This is a genomic window from Bordetella sp. 2513F2, from assembly GCF_054642735.1.
The window spans coordinates 4,112,679-4,125,484 of record NZ_CM137755.1 but is presented as its reverse complement, the minus strand read 5'-3'; the positions used below and the strand labels follow the sequence as shown (position 1 = coordinate 4,125,484).

The 12,806-nt window shown below is 68.8% G+C and carries 12 protein-coding genes; 3 read left to right on the top strand and 9 right to left on the bottom strand.

The genetic code is table 11. The features are described from left to right. Window positions 1-203 precede the first annotated feature (203 nt). Entirely contained in the window at window positions 204-962 is a 759-nt protein-coding gene (locus tag ACYBYQ_RS19530; protein WP_459616078.1) for a uracil-DNA glycosylase, read from the bottom strand. A 114-nt stretch (window positions 963-1,076) separates the two neighbouring features. Next, complete coding sequence (gene nhaA / locus ACYBYQ_RS19525) at window positions 1,077-2,312, bottom strand: Na+/H+ antiporter NhaA (protein WP_459618827.1); 1,236 nt, start codon at window positions 2,310-2,312, stop codon at window positions 1,077-1,079. A 200-nt stretch (window positions 2,313-2,512) separates the two neighbouring features. Here nhaA and ACYBYQ_RS19520 point away from each other — a divergent pair, with 200 nt between their 5' ends. After that, window positions 2,513-3,346 (top strand): MurR/RpiR family transcriptional regulator, encoded by an 834-nt coding sequence (locus tag ACYBYQ_RS19520; protein WP_459618826.1) that lies wholly within the window; start codon window positions 2,513-2,515, stop codon window positions 3,344-3,346. A 4-nt stretch (window positions 3,347-3,350) separates the two neighbouring features. Here ACYBYQ_RS19520 and ACYBYQ_RS19515 read toward each other — a convergent pair whose 3' ends face one another. Beyond that, the gene (locus ACYBYQ_RS19515; RefSeq protein ID WP_459616077.1) at window positions 3,351-4,163 is read right to left on the bottom strand and encodes an HAD-IIA family hydrolase; all 813 of its coding nucleotides are present in this window, start codon (window positions 4,161-4,163) and stop codon (window positions 3,351-3,353) included. Window positions 4,164-4,307: 144 nt separating this feature from the next. On the opposite strand from ACYBYQ_RS19515, the gene ACYBYQ_RS19510 reads away from it, so the two are divergent. Next, window positions 4,308-4,487, top strand: coding sequence for a hypothetical protein (locus ACYBYQ_RS19510; protein WP_459616076.1), 180 nt, complete (start codon window positions 4,308-4,310; stop codon window positions 4,485-4,487). Between the two features lie 55 nt (window positions 4,488-4,542). Then, window positions 4,543-6,711, top strand: coding sequence for a phosphocholine-specific phospholipase C (locus ACYBYQ_RS19505; protein WP_459616075.1), 2,169 nt, complete (start codon window positions 4,543-4,545; stop codon window positions 6,709-6,711). Between the two features lie 10 nt (window positions 6,712-6,721). Here ACYBYQ_RS19505 and ACYBYQ_RS19500 read toward each other — a convergent pair whose 3' ends face one another. The 6 genes from ACYBYQ_RS19500 to ACYBYQ_RS19475 all read right to left on the bottom strand — a co-directional run bounded on the left by ACYBYQ_RS19500 (window position 6,722) and on the right by ACYBYQ_RS19475 (window position 12,761). Continuing rightward, window positions 6,722-7,180 (bottom strand): HIT family protein, encoded by a 459-nt coding sequence (locus ACYBYQ_RS19500; RefSeq protein WP_459618825.1) that lies wholly within the window; start codon window positions 7,178-7,180, stop codon window positions 6,722-6,724. Window positions 7,181-7,182: 2 nt separating this feature from the next. After that, window positions 7,183-7,632, bottom strand: coding sequence for a GNAT family N-acetyltransferase (locus ACYBYQ_RS19495; protein WP_459616074.1), 450 nt, complete (start codon window positions 7,630-7,632; stop codon window positions 7,183-7,185). Between the two features lie 5 nt (window positions 7,633-7,637). Then, the gene (gene pap, locus ACYBYQ_RS19490) at window positions 7,638-9,107 is read right to left on the bottom strand and encodes a polyphosphate:AMP phosphotransferase (protein WP_459616073.1); all 1,470 of its coding nucleotides are present in this window, start codon (window positions 9,105-9,107) and stop codon (window positions 7,638-7,640) included. 110 nt (window positions 9,108-9,217) lie between these two features. Further along, window positions 9,218-10,483: a phenylacetate--CoA ligase family protein gene (locus tag ACYBYQ_RS19485; protein WP_459616072.1), complete on the bottom strand. Its 1,266-nt coding sequence runs from the start codon at window positions 10,481-10,483 to the stop codon at window positions 9,218-9,220. A 44-nt stretch (window positions 10,484-10,527) separates the two neighbouring features. Further along, window positions 10,528-11,376 (bottom strand): ABC transporter ATP-binding protein, encoded by an 849-nt coding sequence (locus ACYBYQ_RS19480; protein WP_459616071.1) that lies wholly within the window; start codon window positions 11,374-11,376, stop codon window positions 10,528-10,530. Window positions 11,377-11,426: 50 nt separating this feature from the next. After that, window positions 11,427-12,761, bottom strand: a complete 1,335-nt coding sequence (locus ACYBYQ_RS19475; protein ID WP_459616070.1) for an ABC transporter substrate-binding protein — start codon at window positions 12,759-12,761, stop codon at window positions 11,427-11,429. Between the last annotated feature and the right edge of the window lie 45 nt (window positions 12,762-12,806).

Here is a 12,806-nt window from a genome sequence, read left to right as displayed (position 1 = left end):
AGGGCGGTTCCGTGCGGGGTTCCGTGCGGAAGCGCGTGGCGAATGGAAAGAGGTCAGGAATCGATGAGGTTCGGCATGGAACCAGGCCGGGATGCTGCCGGGCGTGTATCACGCAACGGCGCGGGCCGGATGGACTGCAGTGAGCAAGGACGGATGCCTTGCCATAGGGAAAAATGCCGAATCCGAGTTGTGCAGCGCAGTAATTATAGCGCGAATTCCTGCTGCTGTCCGATATTTGTGCGGCCCATCGACCAGTCGATGGGTGCCGAGCCGCGTTCGGCCAGCCATTCGTTGGCCCGGCGGAAATGCCCGCAGCCCACGAATGGCACGGGCGGCCGCGTGGCCGACAGCGGCGAAGGATGGTTGGCGGCCAGCACCAGGTGCCGGCCATCGGGCGGCAGCAGGGCGCGCTTGGCTTGTGCGTGCGCGCCCCACAGCATGAACACCTTGGGGGCGGGATCCGCGGCCACGGCCGCGATCAGCGCATCGGTAACGGCCTCCCAGCCGCGCTTGGCATGGCAGCCGGCATTGCCGTCTTCGACGGTGAGGCAGGTATTGAGGAGCAGCACGCCCTGCGCCGCCCAGGCGGCCAGGTCGTTGCCGGCCAGCACGGCGCCCGGGTCGTCCGCCGCCACTTCCTTGCGGATGTTGCGCAGGCTCGGAGGAGTGCGGCAGTCGTCCGGCACCGAGAAGGCCAGGCCCTGGGCCTGGCCCGGGCCATGGTAGGGATCCTGGCCCAGGATCACCACCCGCACATCGGCGGGGGCCAGCTCCTGCACCGCACGCCAGGGCCGCGCCGGATATACCGTGGCGCCTTCGGTCAGGCGCTGCTCTACATAGGCGATCACGGCCTGCAGCGCACGGGCGGCCTCGGGGGCCTGCAGGGCCCGGCGCCATGGAGCGGCCAGGGCGGCCGCGTCGGCGGCCAGCATGTCGGGGGCTAGGCGGTTGTCTGCAGGCATGGCCGGAATTGTGGCACAGGCTGCGGGCAGTCTGCATGCAGTTCGCCGGCTGCGTGGCCGGACGCGGCGGCGCCCGGTGTGCAGGCCGGCAGCCCGGCACCGCGGCGCCCCGCCTCAGCGGGCGGCCACCGGCGCGGAGGACTCGGCCGATACGGCGGGCCCGCGCGCCAGGCGCAGCAGCAGGTAGCCCGAGACGGCCGACAGCAGCGAACCGCCCAGCACGCCGATCTTGGTGGCGTCGATGGTGGCGGGATCGCTGAAGGCCAGCGCGCCGATGAAGAGGCTCATGGTGAAGCCGATGCCGCACAACAGCGCCACGCCATACAGCTGCAGCAGCGACGCCTGGTGCGGAATGGTGGCGATGCCGGCGCGGATGGCGATCCAGCTGAAGCCGAACACACCCAACTGCTTGCCGAGGAAGAGGCCCAGCGCAATGCCCAGCGGTACGGGCTCGGCCAGGCTCTCCAGCCCCATGCCCGTGAACGACACCCCCGCGTTGGCGAAGCCGAAGATGGGAACGATGGCCAGGGCCACCGGGCGATGCAGCGCATGCTCCAGGGCATGCAGCGGCGAATGCTCGCGGCCGGGCTGGTTGTAGTCCTGGCGGCGCAGCGGGATGGTGAGCGCCAGGGCAACGCCCGCCAGCGTGGCATGCACGCCCGACTCGAGCACGAAATACCAGAGCACCACGCCGAGCAGCAGGTAGGGCCACAGCTTCTCGACCCGCAGGCGGTTCAGCACCACCAGCGCCGCCAGCAGCGCGCCGGAGGCGCCGAGCGCCGCCACGTTGAGCTCGTCGGTATAGAACAGCGCGATGATGGCGATGGCTCCCAGGTCGTCGAGGATGGCCAGCGCCGTGAGGAAGATCTTGAGCGAGGTGGGGGCGCGGCTGCCCAGCAGGGCCAGGATGCCCAGCGCGAAGGCAATGTCGGTGGCTGCGGGAATGGCCCAGCCGCGCAGGCCTTCCGGGTTGCCCTGGTTGACCAGCAGGTAGATGAGCGCCGGCACCGCCATGCCGCCCAGCGCCGCGATGCCGGGCAATGCCACGCGCGACATGCCGCGCAGCTGGCCGTCGAGCATCTCGCGCTTGATCTCCAGGCCCACCAGCAGGAAGAACACGGCCATCAGGCCGTCGTTGATCCAGTGCAGCACGGATTCCTTGAGGACGAGGGGGCCGAGCGCGAAGCCCAGCTTGGTTTCCAGCACGCCGGAATAGGCCGGGGCCAGCGGGGAATTGGCGACGATCAGGGCCAGCACGGCTGCCAGCATCAGGACATAGCCGCCGATGGCCTCCGATTGCAGGAAGGCCAGCAGCAGCGATTTCGGGCGTTGCGCCGGGGTGGTGGGCAGGGTCATCATGTCTCCATGCGGCGAAACCTGAATTCTAGCTGAACGAAAATGCATGCGGCCCGCTGCGCCTCCCAGTATGCCCCATGCCTTTCATGTTGCCATGCGAGAATGACGCGACGTAGCGAGTACCCATGGTCACCACCAAGAAATCCTCCCCGTCCGGCACTGATGTTGCCGCTTCGAATGCGGCGCCGTCCGCCATGCTGGCGCGCATCCAGAGCCTGCTGTCCACGATGGGGCCGGCGGCCCAGCGCATCGGGGAATTCGTCAGCCGGCATCCTGGCCAGGTGGTGCACATGTCGGTCAGCGAGGTGGCCGAGAAAACCGGGTCCAGCGAAGGCAGCGTGATCGGTTTCTGCAAGATGGTGGGGGCCACGGGCTTCCAGCAGCTCAAGATCGCGCTGGCGCAGGAGATCGTGCGGCCGGTGCAATACATCCACGAAGACCTGGCCCCCGAAGACAGCGCCGAGGCGGTGGTGGGGAAGATCTTCCAGAGCAATATCCAGGCCCTGCAGGAAACCGCTTCGGTGCTCGACACGAAGGCGCTGGAGCGCGCGGTGCAATTGCTGGCCCAGGCCCGGCGCATCGAGATCTACGGCATCGGCAGCTCGGCCACCATCGCCGAGGATGCGCACTACCGCATGCTGCGCATCGGCCTGAACGCCACGGCCGTCACCGATTCGCACGTGCAGGCGATCAGCGCCTCGCTCACAGGGCCCGAGGTCGCGGTGCTCACCATTTCGCATTCGGGCAGCACGCACGAGACGGTGCTGGCCACGCGCCTGGCCAAGGAGGCCGGCGCGCGCACCATCTGCATCACCAATTTCGGCAAGTCGCCCATCCAGGCCTATGCCGACGTGCAATTGCACACCATGGCGCGCGAAACCCGCTTCCGCACGGAAGCCATGACGAGCCGGCTGGCGCAGCTGGCCATCATCGACGCCCTGATCGCCTGCTTGGCGCTGGCCAACTACGACAAATCGGTGGCCACGCTCAAGAGCACCTTCAACGTGCTTTCGCTCAAGCGCTATTAGGGCCTCACGCTGCGGTGCGCCAGCGCGCCAGCAGCTCTGCCGGCGTGGCCGCCGACGCCCGGGCATCATTGCCCACCAGCACGTGCCGCAGACCAGCCCGGCGGGCGCCCAGGGCGTCCGTGTCGGGGTTGTCGCCGATCACCAGCGTGGCGGCGGGCGCGCTGCCCAACCGGCGCAGTCCTTCGTGGAACATCGCGGGCTCCGGCTTGCCCACCACATGCCAGGGCACGATGCCGCTGCAGGCCTGCACCGCCTGCAGCAGCGCGCCGGTCTCGGGTATGGCCAGCCCATCGGGTCCGGGATGGCTGAGGTCGGCGTTGCTGACCACCAGCCTGGCGCCCCGGGCCAGTTCACGGACGAGGTCCGACAGCGCTGCGTAATCGAAGCGCTTGTCCAGGGCCAGCGCCACCACGTGCGCGTCGCGGTCGACCAGCTGGCAGCCGCGCGCCGCCGCGTGGCGCCTGAGCGCCGCCGAGGCGCGCAGCAGCACGCGCGCACCGGCGTGCTCCCGGCGCAGGTACGCCACCATCTGCTCCCCGGCCAGGACCAGGTCTGCGGGCCGCACGGGCAAGCCCATGCGTTGCAGACGCTGCGCCAGCTGGCGGGAAGTGTGGGTGGAATTGTTCGACACGATGACGAAGCGGCCGCGGAACGCATGCAGCAGCGCGGACGCGCCATCCAGGGGTTCGTGCTCGCGGATCAGGGTGCCGTCGAGGTCCAGTATCAGGCTGGCGCTGCCGGCGTGCCGGTAGGGGTGGTCGTCATGGCCCGGCGCCGGGGCCGGTGGGGAATGGTCGTGGGCAAGCAGCCGGGGCATCGTGTTGAGTATGACTGCGGAGACAGTCTATCTGAATAAAGCTCAGTTTGTAAGAATTAATTATTGAGCTAATTTCATTCCTCTGTCATGTGGCGTGCCTAGGCTTGCATCCATCGACGATCCACCCCGCATGAGGACCTGCTGATGAACCGCTCTCCCACACGCCCCTGGGCCGCCTTGGCGGCCAGTCTGCTGCTGTGCCTGCTGGCTGCCTGCAACAGCGACGACGACGATGCCCCGCCCAACCCGCCGGAAACACCAGAGCAGCCCGGCGAGCCCGGACAACCCGGCAAGCCCGAGCCGCAGCTGCGGTGTGCGCCCTGACCGGCGCAGCGCTTCCGCCCGCCCCGTTTCCCTCTTTTCCTGCGTGAGAATCCCTATGAGCAAGCATCTTCCTCCGGCGTCCGGCGGCATCCCGCCGCGCAATGCCCACCGTCGCGACTTCCTGCGCAAATCGGCCGGCACCATGGGCGCGCTGTCCGCGGCGGCCCTGCTGCCCGCCTCCATCCAGCGCGCGCTGGCCATTCCGGCATCGGTCGAGACCGGCACCATCAAGGACGTCAAGCACGTGGTCATCCTGATGCAGGAGAACCGCGCGTTCAATCACTACTTCGGCGCCATGCGCGGGGTGCGCGGCTTCGGCGACCGCTTCCCGATTCCCCTGGCGAGCGGCAAGCCGGTATGGTTCCAGTCGGACGGCACCAAGGAGGTGCCGCCCTACCACCTGGACCGCGAGACCATGAACGCGATCTTCGTGCCCGGCACCCCTCACTCGTTCTCGGACGCCCAGGCGGCCTGGAACCAGGGCAAGCTGGACTTCTGGCCCAAGTACAAGAACGTGCACTCGATGGGCTACTACAAGCGCAACGACATTCCCTTCCAGTACGCGCTCGCCGAGGCCTTCACGATCTGCGACGGATACCACTGTTCTATCACCACGGGCACCGATCCCAACCGCATCGTGTTCTGGTCGGGATCGAACTTCAATCCGGAGCTGGGCCGCCAGGGCATCAACTGCACCGATGCCGACTCGGAGCCGAACAATCTGCGCTGCTGGATCACCGGCGCGCTGCCGGAACCGGGCTACACCTACCAGGGCTCGTCGTTCAAGTGGCCCACGCTGCCCGACCTGCTGGAGAAGGCGGGCGTGAGCTGGCGCTTCTACCAGGATCCCAACAACAACTGGACGGGCGCCATGCACGGCGGCCTGGCATTCGAATCGTTCCGCACCGCGGAGCCCGGCTCGCCGCTGTACGAGAAGGGCATGAAGCACTACAGCCTGGAAGACCTCACGAACGACGTGCGCAACGACACGCTGCCGGAAGTATCGTGGGTGCTGCCCTGGCCGGCCGTGTCGGAACACCCGGGCGGCGGCGGCAGCACCTCGCAGGGCGCGGACTACATCTCCCGCGTGCTGGATGCGCTGACCAGCAATCCCGAGGTCTGGAGCAAGACCGCGTTCTTCATCACCTTCGACGAGAACGACGGCCTGTTCGACCATCTTCCGCCGCCCGCAGTGCCCTCGTACGATGCGGATGGCAAGCTGATGGGCAAGTCCACGGTGCCGCTGGACGGCGAGTACTTCTACGACCCCGACCGCAAGTACCTGCACCCCGATGACACCATCAGCGGCACGACCCGCCCCTGGGGCCTGGGGCCGCGCGTGCCCATGTACGTGATCTCGCCGTGGAGCCGCGGCGGCTGGGTGAGTTCGGAAGTGTTCGACCACACCTCGCTGGCCCGCTTCCTGGAAAAGCGCTTCGACCTCACCGTCGACAGCATCAGCCCCTGGCACCGCGCGGTGTGCGGCGACCTGACCTCCGCCTTCGACTTCGAAAGCCCCAACGATCCGTCGTTCCCCGTGCTGCCCGACAACAGCGACTACGCGGCGCAGGAGGCCCAGCAGCGCACCCTGCCGCGTGCCGATCCGCCGCTGACGCCGCAGCCGCTGTTCCAGGAAAAGGGCACCCGCTACTCGCGTGCGCTGCCCTACGAACTGCACACCAGCGCCCGCGTGGGCGAGGACGGGCGCGTCACGCTGATATTCAGCAACACCGGCACGGCGGGCGCGGTGTTCCATGTGTACGACAAGAAGCACCTGGACCTGATCCCGCGCCGCTACACGGTGGAACCCGGCAAGACGCTGGAAGACGTGTGGGACGCGTCCGCCGATGGCGGCGACTACGACCTGTGGGTCTACAGCAGCAACGGCTTCGTGCGCACGTTCGGCGGCAACACGGCCACCGGCGCACCGGTCGAGGCGCAGGTCTGCTACGACGCGCAGAAGGGTGCGGTCTATGTGAAGGTGGCCAATGGCGGCGCGGCGGCGGCCAGCGTCAGGCTGGAAGCCAACGCCTACCGCAAGGATGGCCCCTGGACGCTGGATGTGCCGGCGGGCGAGGTCGTCGAGCGGCACTGGCAGCTGGCCAGCAGCGGCAACTGGTACGACTTCACGCTGCTCGCCGACGGCGTGACGCGCCGTTTCGCGGGCCGGGTGGAGACCGGCAAGCACGGCATCAGCGATCCGGCCATGGCCACCACCCTCTGAGCGCCGGCAGCTAGTGCCAGAGCAGCGCGTCCATGGCTTCGACCAGCCTGTCGCGGTAGCGCGGCAGGCTGGCGCGGACCTGGTCGCGCTGCGCCTGCCAGCCCGGCGGTTCGCTGCCGGGCGCCACGCGCGGCGGCGCCCAGATGGCGTCGGGGAAGTGCCTGTCGTTGCGCCAGCGCGGGATGACGTGCCAATGCAGGTGAGGCACCATGTTGCCCAGCGCCGCCAGGTTGATCTTGTCGGGATGCAGCACGTCGCGCTGCGCCTGTTCCACTGCCCATACCGCCCGCATCATGAGCTCCCGGCCATGATGCGAGAGGCTGGTCATTTCGGCCAGGTGGCTGTTCCAGACGAGCCGCGTGTAGCCGGGATAGTCGGCATCGTCGACCTCGACCACGCGCAGGTGCGGGCCGCGCCACAGCAGGTTGCCGCCCTCCTGGGTGCACAGCGGGCAGGCCGGATCGTGCATGGTCACGGCATCACCTTGCGGTACTGGATGAAGCCGGAACGGTCGGCGATGCGGTCGTAGAGCTGCATGGCCGTGTGGTTGGTCTCGTGCGTGAGCCAGTAGACGCGCGCCGCGTTGTGGCGGGCGGCAGCGGCGTATACGTGCTCGATCAGCGCCCGGCCTGCGCCGGTGCCGCGCACGTCGGGGTCGACGTAGAGATCCTGCAGGTAGCAGTAGTCGCCGGCCGTCCAGGTCGAGCGGTGGAAGATCCAGTGCACCAGGCCCACCGCCCGGCCGGCGGAGACGGCCAGCGCGGCGTGCATGGGCTCGGCGGGATCGAGGAACCGCGCGTAGGTATGGCGGGTGACGGCATCGTCGATGTCGACGCGGTAGAAGGCCTGGTAGCCTTTCCAGAGAGGTAGCCAGGCGTCGAAGTCGGCCTGCGTGACGGGGCGGATTTCCAGGGTGCTCATGGGCGTTATCGGAGTCGGGATTCCAGGGCTTCGACGATGTGCCGCAGTACCTGCAGCCTCGCGTAGCGCTTGTCGTTGGCGGAGACGACGTGCCAGGGCGCGACGTCGGTGTCGGTGCGCGCCAGCATCTCGTTGGCCGCATCGGCGTACTCGGCCCACTTCTTGCGGTTGCGCCAGTCGTCGGGTGTGATCTTGAAGTTCTTGAAAGGCGATTGCTCGCGTTCGCGGAAGCGCTCGAGCTGCACGTCCTGGGTGACGGCCAGCCAGAATTTCAGCACGATCGCGCCGGCTGCGTGCAGCTGGTGCTCGAAATCGTTGATTTCGCCGTACGCGCGGCGATAGTCGGGTGGCGCGGTCAGGCGCTCGACGCGCTCGACCAGGACCCGGCCATACCAGGAACGGTCGAAGATGGCGATGCGGCCGTGGGCCGGCAACCGGCGCCAGAAGCGCCACAGGTACGGCCGCGCCAGCTCGTAGTCGGCGGGGGCGCTGATCGGCGTGATCACGTATTGGCGCGCATCCAGCGCATGGGTGACGCGGCGTATGGTGCCGCCCTTGCCCGCGGCATCCTGCCCTTCGAAGACCAGGATCAGCGAATGCGAGCGGAAGGCCGCGGAGCGGGATGCGCGGGCCAGGCGGCCCTGCAGCAGCCCGAGTTCGGATTCGTAGTCGTCCTTGTCGACGCGCGCGGCGTAGTCGAGGCTGCCGAGGCGGTCGGCGTGCCCCTTGCGCGGCGCCTGGGGCCAGAAGGCCGCCGGCACGCGCGGCGCCGCACGCCGGTGCAGCGCCTTCAGCACGGCCTCGGCGGTGACGAGGGTGCGCATCTCTTCATTGGCGCTGGGCACGACCAGCCAGGGCGCATGGCCGGCGTCGGTGCGCACCAGGGCGGTTTCGCCGGCCGTGCGCAGCCGCTGGAAATGCTTGTGCACCTTGCGGTCGGCGCGCGTCACCTGCCATGCGGTTTCCGGGCTGGACAGCAGCCGTTCGGTGCGCTCGAGCTGCGCCTGCGGCGACAGATGGAACCACAGCTTGAGCAGTTGTACGCCATTGGCCGCCATGTGCGCCTCGAAGGCGCGGACTTCCTCGGCGTGCCGTTCGATGCGGCCGACGCGCGGATGCTTGCGTGCGGCCTCCTTCAGCAAGGGCACGTACCAGGAGCCGAAGACGATGCCGATGCGCCCCTTGGGCGGCAGCTCGTTCCAGTAGCGCCACAGCGGCGGCCGCTGGGCCTCGTCGGGCGTGGGCGGGCCGTAGGCCATGGTGTGGATGTGGCGCGGGTCCATCCATTCGTTCAGCAGGTTCACCGTGGCGCCCTTGCCGGCGCCGTCGATGCCCGCCACCACGATCAGCAGCGCGCGCTGCGCGTCGGCGAGCATGTCGTACTGGGCCTTGAGCAGGGCGGTGCGCAGCCGCGGCTCCCGGCGCTTGAACTGGGGCTTGGGCAGTACCGGGTCGGATTCGGCTTCGTCGAACATGGCGGGGCGGGGCAGCGGCGACCGGACGATGTTGCTGCATATCCGGCCGGGGCGCAAGCCTGGGGCCCTGTGGACGCCACATCGCCGCCGGCGCCGGACGTCTGCCGCATTCAGTCGTAGGAACGCTGGTCGTCGATGACCTTGCCGTCGTTGGGCAGCGATTGCGGGACGGCCCATTCCACTTCGGCCCGCAGCTTGGTGACGTCGCGCACCGTGGCGGCCAGGCGGGCGGCGAGCTCGGGCGTGCCCTGTGCCGCCTCGACCCGCAGCACCATCCGGTCGGCGCCCACGGCGCCGCTGATCACCAGCCGCGCGCGGCCCAGGCCGGGATGGCGGGCCAGCACCTCGGCCACCTGCGAGGGATGCACGAACATGCCGCGCACCTTGGTGGTCTGATCCGCGCGGCCCAGCCAGCCGCGGATGCGGGTGTTGGTACGCCCGCAGGGAGACGCGCCGGGCAGGATGGCGGAGAGGTCGCCGGTGCCGAACCGCACCAGCGGATAGTCGGGGTTCAGCGTGGTGACCACCACCTCGCCCACGTCGCCGTCGGGCACCGGGTCGCCGGTGCCGGGCCGCACGATCTCGAGGATGATCTCCTCGCCCAGCACCAGCCCTTCGCGCGCCGGCGTCTCGAAGGCGATCATGCCCAGGTCGGCGCTGCCGTAGGCCTGGTAGCCTTCGATGCCGCGCGCGGCGAACCAGTCTCGCAGCGAGGGCGGGAAGGCTTCTCCGGAAACCAGCGCGCGCCGCAGCGAGGGCAGCGGCATGCCGAGTTCGTCGGCCTTCTCCAGGATGATCTTGAGAAAGCTGGGGGTGCCGGTATAGCCGGCCGGGGCCAGGTCGGCAATGGCGCGCACCTGCTGTTCGGTCTGGCCCGTGCCGCCCGGGAACACCGTGCATCCCACGGCGTGCGCGGCCGTCTCCATCATGGAGCCGGCGGGCGTGAAGTGGTAGGAGAAGCAGTTGTAGGCCAGTTCGCCTGGCCGGAAGCCGGCGGCATACAGCGCCCGCGCGAAGCGCCAGTAGTCGCGCCGGGCGCCCTCGGGTTCGTAGATCGGGCCGGGAGAAGCGTAGACGCGCAGCGCCTGGCCCCAGCCTACCGCGGAGAAGCCCCCCATGGCCTTGGCCGCGCCGGGCGCGCCGGCGCCGTCGCGGCTGGCCTGCTGCTGCGCCAGCAGCTCGTGCTTGCGCAGCACGGGCAGGCCGGCCAGCGCCTGGCGGCTGGCGACGGCGCGCGGGTCGACGCCCTGCAGTTGCCGCGCAATCGCGGGCGCGGCGGCCATGGCGCGCGCAAGGGCCTGCGGCAGCGCGGCCATCAGGGCCTGTTCGCGCACTTCCGGCGGGCGGACCTCCAGATCGTCAAAATAATCAGCCATGATCTCTGCTATCGAATGGGATGGTGGGATCCGTCGGGCGGGCCCTAGGCCAGCCAGCGCTTGCGCCGCCGGTAGAACTTCTGGTCGCGGAAGCTCTTGCGCTCGCCGCTGGCGATGCCCAGGTAGAACTCCTTCACGTCTTCGTTGCTGGCCAGTTCGGCGGCTTCGCCATCCATCATCACGCGGCCGTTCTCCAGGATGTAGCCGTAGTCGGCATAGCGCAATGCGATGTTGGTGTTCTGCTCGGCCAGCAGGAAGCTGACCCCCTCGCGCTGGTTCAGGTCGCGCACGATCTCGAAGATCTCTTCCACGATCTGCGGCGCCAGGCCCATGGAGGGCTCGTCGAGCAGGATCATGCTGGGGCTGGCCATCAGCGCCCGGCCGATGGCGGTCATCTGCTGCTCGCCGCCGGAGGTGTAGCCCGACTGGCTGGTGCGCCGCTGCTTGAGCCGGGGAAAGTACTGGTACACCTTGTCCAGCGCCGCGCTGGTCTCGCCCCGCGACAGCCTGCGGGTGTAGGCGCCGGTGAGCAGGTTCTCCTCCACCGTGAGGTGGGCGAAGCAATGGCGGCCTTCCATCACCTGCACCACCCCGCGCCGCACCAGTTCGGCCGGCGAGAGCCGTTCGATGCGTTCGTCGCGATAGCGGATATGGCCCTTGGTGACGTCGCCGCGCTCGCCGCGCAGCAGGTTCGATACCGCGCGCAGGGTGGTGGTCTTGCCGGCGCCGTTGGCGCCCAGCAGCGCCACGATGCGGCCCTCGGGCACCTGCAGCGAAACGCCCTTGAGCACCAGGATCACGTGGTTGTAGATCACCTCGATGCCGTTCACGTCGAGCAGCACCTTGGGGGCGGGCGTGGCCGCGTCGGCGGCGGGGGGATGGGCGGCAGTCATCGCGGCTCCTTGGGGAAGTGCCGCCGGCACGTGCCGGCGGCGGGTCGGCATCACTCGCACTTGCGCGGCGTGATGTTCTTCTCCTTGGCGTACTTGGCAGCGGCGTCCTTCACCAGCGGGTCGAGCAGCGACTTGTCGGCCTGGTACCAGTCGGAGACCACCACGAACTTGCTGCCGTCCCACTGGGCGATGCGGGCCCAGTCGTCGCCCATGTGGTTGTTGCAGCTGGTGCGCACCGGCCGCATGATCTCGCCGAAGCCGAGCGCTGCCAGGCGCTCCTGCGTGAGGTTCAGGTTCTCGAAGCCCCAGCGCACCTGTTCCGGCGTCATGGCCTTGCCCTTGCCGAACTTCTCCTGCGCGGTGCGGATGGCCTCGACCTGCAGCATCGAGATCATCATGCCGCGGGTATGGGCGATGGTGTCCAGCGTGGCGCCGGCCGAGGCGTCGCTGCCCTGGCCCTTGTCGTAGACGTACTTCTTGAGGTCTTCGTATACCTTGCCCCGGGCGGCGCTGTTGTGGATGGTGACGGTGTTGTATCCCTTGGCCACGGCGCCGAGGTCGCGGACGTCGCCTTCGGATCCTGCCCACCAGATGGCGTACATCTTGTCGCGCGGGTAGCCGCTGGCCTGGGCTTCGCGGATGGCCGTGGGCGTCATGATGCCGGCGCTCCACAGCAGCACATAGGCTGGCCGCTCGCGCCGCACCTGCAGCCAGGTGGATTTCTGTTCCACCCCGGGCGCTGTCACGGGGTAGAGCAGCAGCTGGAAGCCCGCCTGCTCGGCGCGCTTCTGCAGCAGCGGGATGGGCTCCTTGCCATAGGGCGAGTCGTGGTAGACCAGCGCGATCTTCTTGCCCTTGAGCTTGTCCAGGCCGCCTTCCTTCTTGGCGATGTCCTGGATCATCACGTCGGCGGCGGTCCAGTAGGTGCCCAGCAGCGGGAAGTTCCATTCGAAGACCGAGCCGTCCACCGACTGCGACAGCCCGTAGCCCACGGTTTCCACCGGGATCTTGTCGACGATGGCCTTGTCGCTCACGGCGAAGGTGATGCCGGTGGACTGCGTGTCGAAGCCGGCGGCGCCGACGCCGCGGCGCTTGAGGCGCTCGTAGCATTCCACGCCGCGGTCGGTGGCGTAGGCGGTTTCGCATTCCTCGTAGGTGATCTTCACGCCGTTGACGCCGCCGTCGCGCGCGTTGACCAGCTTGAGATAGTCGAGCTTGCCGTCGGCCCAGGGGATGCCCAGGGGGGCGAACGAGCCGGTGCGGTACACCAGCAGCGGCACGAACTGCTCCTCGGCCGCCGCCGCAGGCGTGGCGAGCGCGCCCAGGGCGCCGGTGAAGGTCAGCATGGCCGCGGCGAACTTCAGGTTGTAGCGAGTCATCTCCATTTACCTCCTGCTTGGTGCGTCATGCACCGGGGTTGCCCGGTCTGC

Excerpts from the sequence above, each read along its gene's own strand:
- ACYBYQ_RS19530 (WP_459616078.1), bottom strand. The coding sequence starts at position 962 with ATGCCTGCAGACAACCGCCTAGCCCCCGACATGCTGGCCGCCGACGCG.
- ACYBYQ_RS19520 (WP_459618826.1), top strand. The coding sequence starts at position 2,513 with ATGCTGGCGCGCATCCAGAGCCTGCTGTCCACGATGGGGCCGGCGGCC.
- ACYBYQ_RS19515 (WP_459616077.1), bottom strand. The coding sequence starts at position 4,163 with ATGCCCCGGCTGCTTGCCCACGACCATTCCCCACCGGCCCCGGCGCCG.
- ACYBYQ_RS19510 (WP_459616076.1), top strand. The coding sequence starts at position 4,308 with ATGAACCGCTCTCCCACACGCCCCTGGGCCGCCTTGGCGGCCAGTCTG.
- ACYBYQ_RS19505 (WP_459616075.1), top strand. The coding sequence starts at position 4,543 with ATGAGCAAGCATCTTCCTCCGGCGTCCGGCGGCATCCCGCCGCGCAAT.
- ACYBYQ_RS19500 (WP_459618825.1), bottom strand. The coding sequence starts at position 7,180 with ATGCACGATCCGGCCTGCCCGCTGTGCACCCAGGAGGGCGGCAACCTG.
- ACYBYQ_RS19495 (WP_459616074.1), bottom strand. The coding sequence starts at position 7,632 with ATGAGCACCCTGGAAATCCGCCCCGTCACGCAGGCCGACTTCGACGCC.
- pap (WP_459616073.1), bottom strand. The coding sequence starts at position 9,107 with ATGTTCGACGAAGCCGAATCCGACCCGGTACTGCCCAAGCCCCAGTTC.
- ACYBYQ_RS19485 (WP_459616072.1), bottom strand. The coding sequence starts at position 10,483 with ATGGCTGATTATTTTGACGATCTGGAGGTCCGCCCGCCGGAAGTGCGC.
- ACYBYQ_RS19480 (WP_459616071.1), bottom strand. The coding sequence starts at position 11,376 with ATGACTGCCGCCCATCCCCCCGCCGCCGACGCGGCCACGCCCGCCCCC.
- ACYBYQ_RS19475 (WP_459616070.1), bottom strand. The coding sequence starts at position 12,761 with ATGGAGATGACTCGCTACAACCTGAAGTTCGCCGCGGCCATGCTGACC.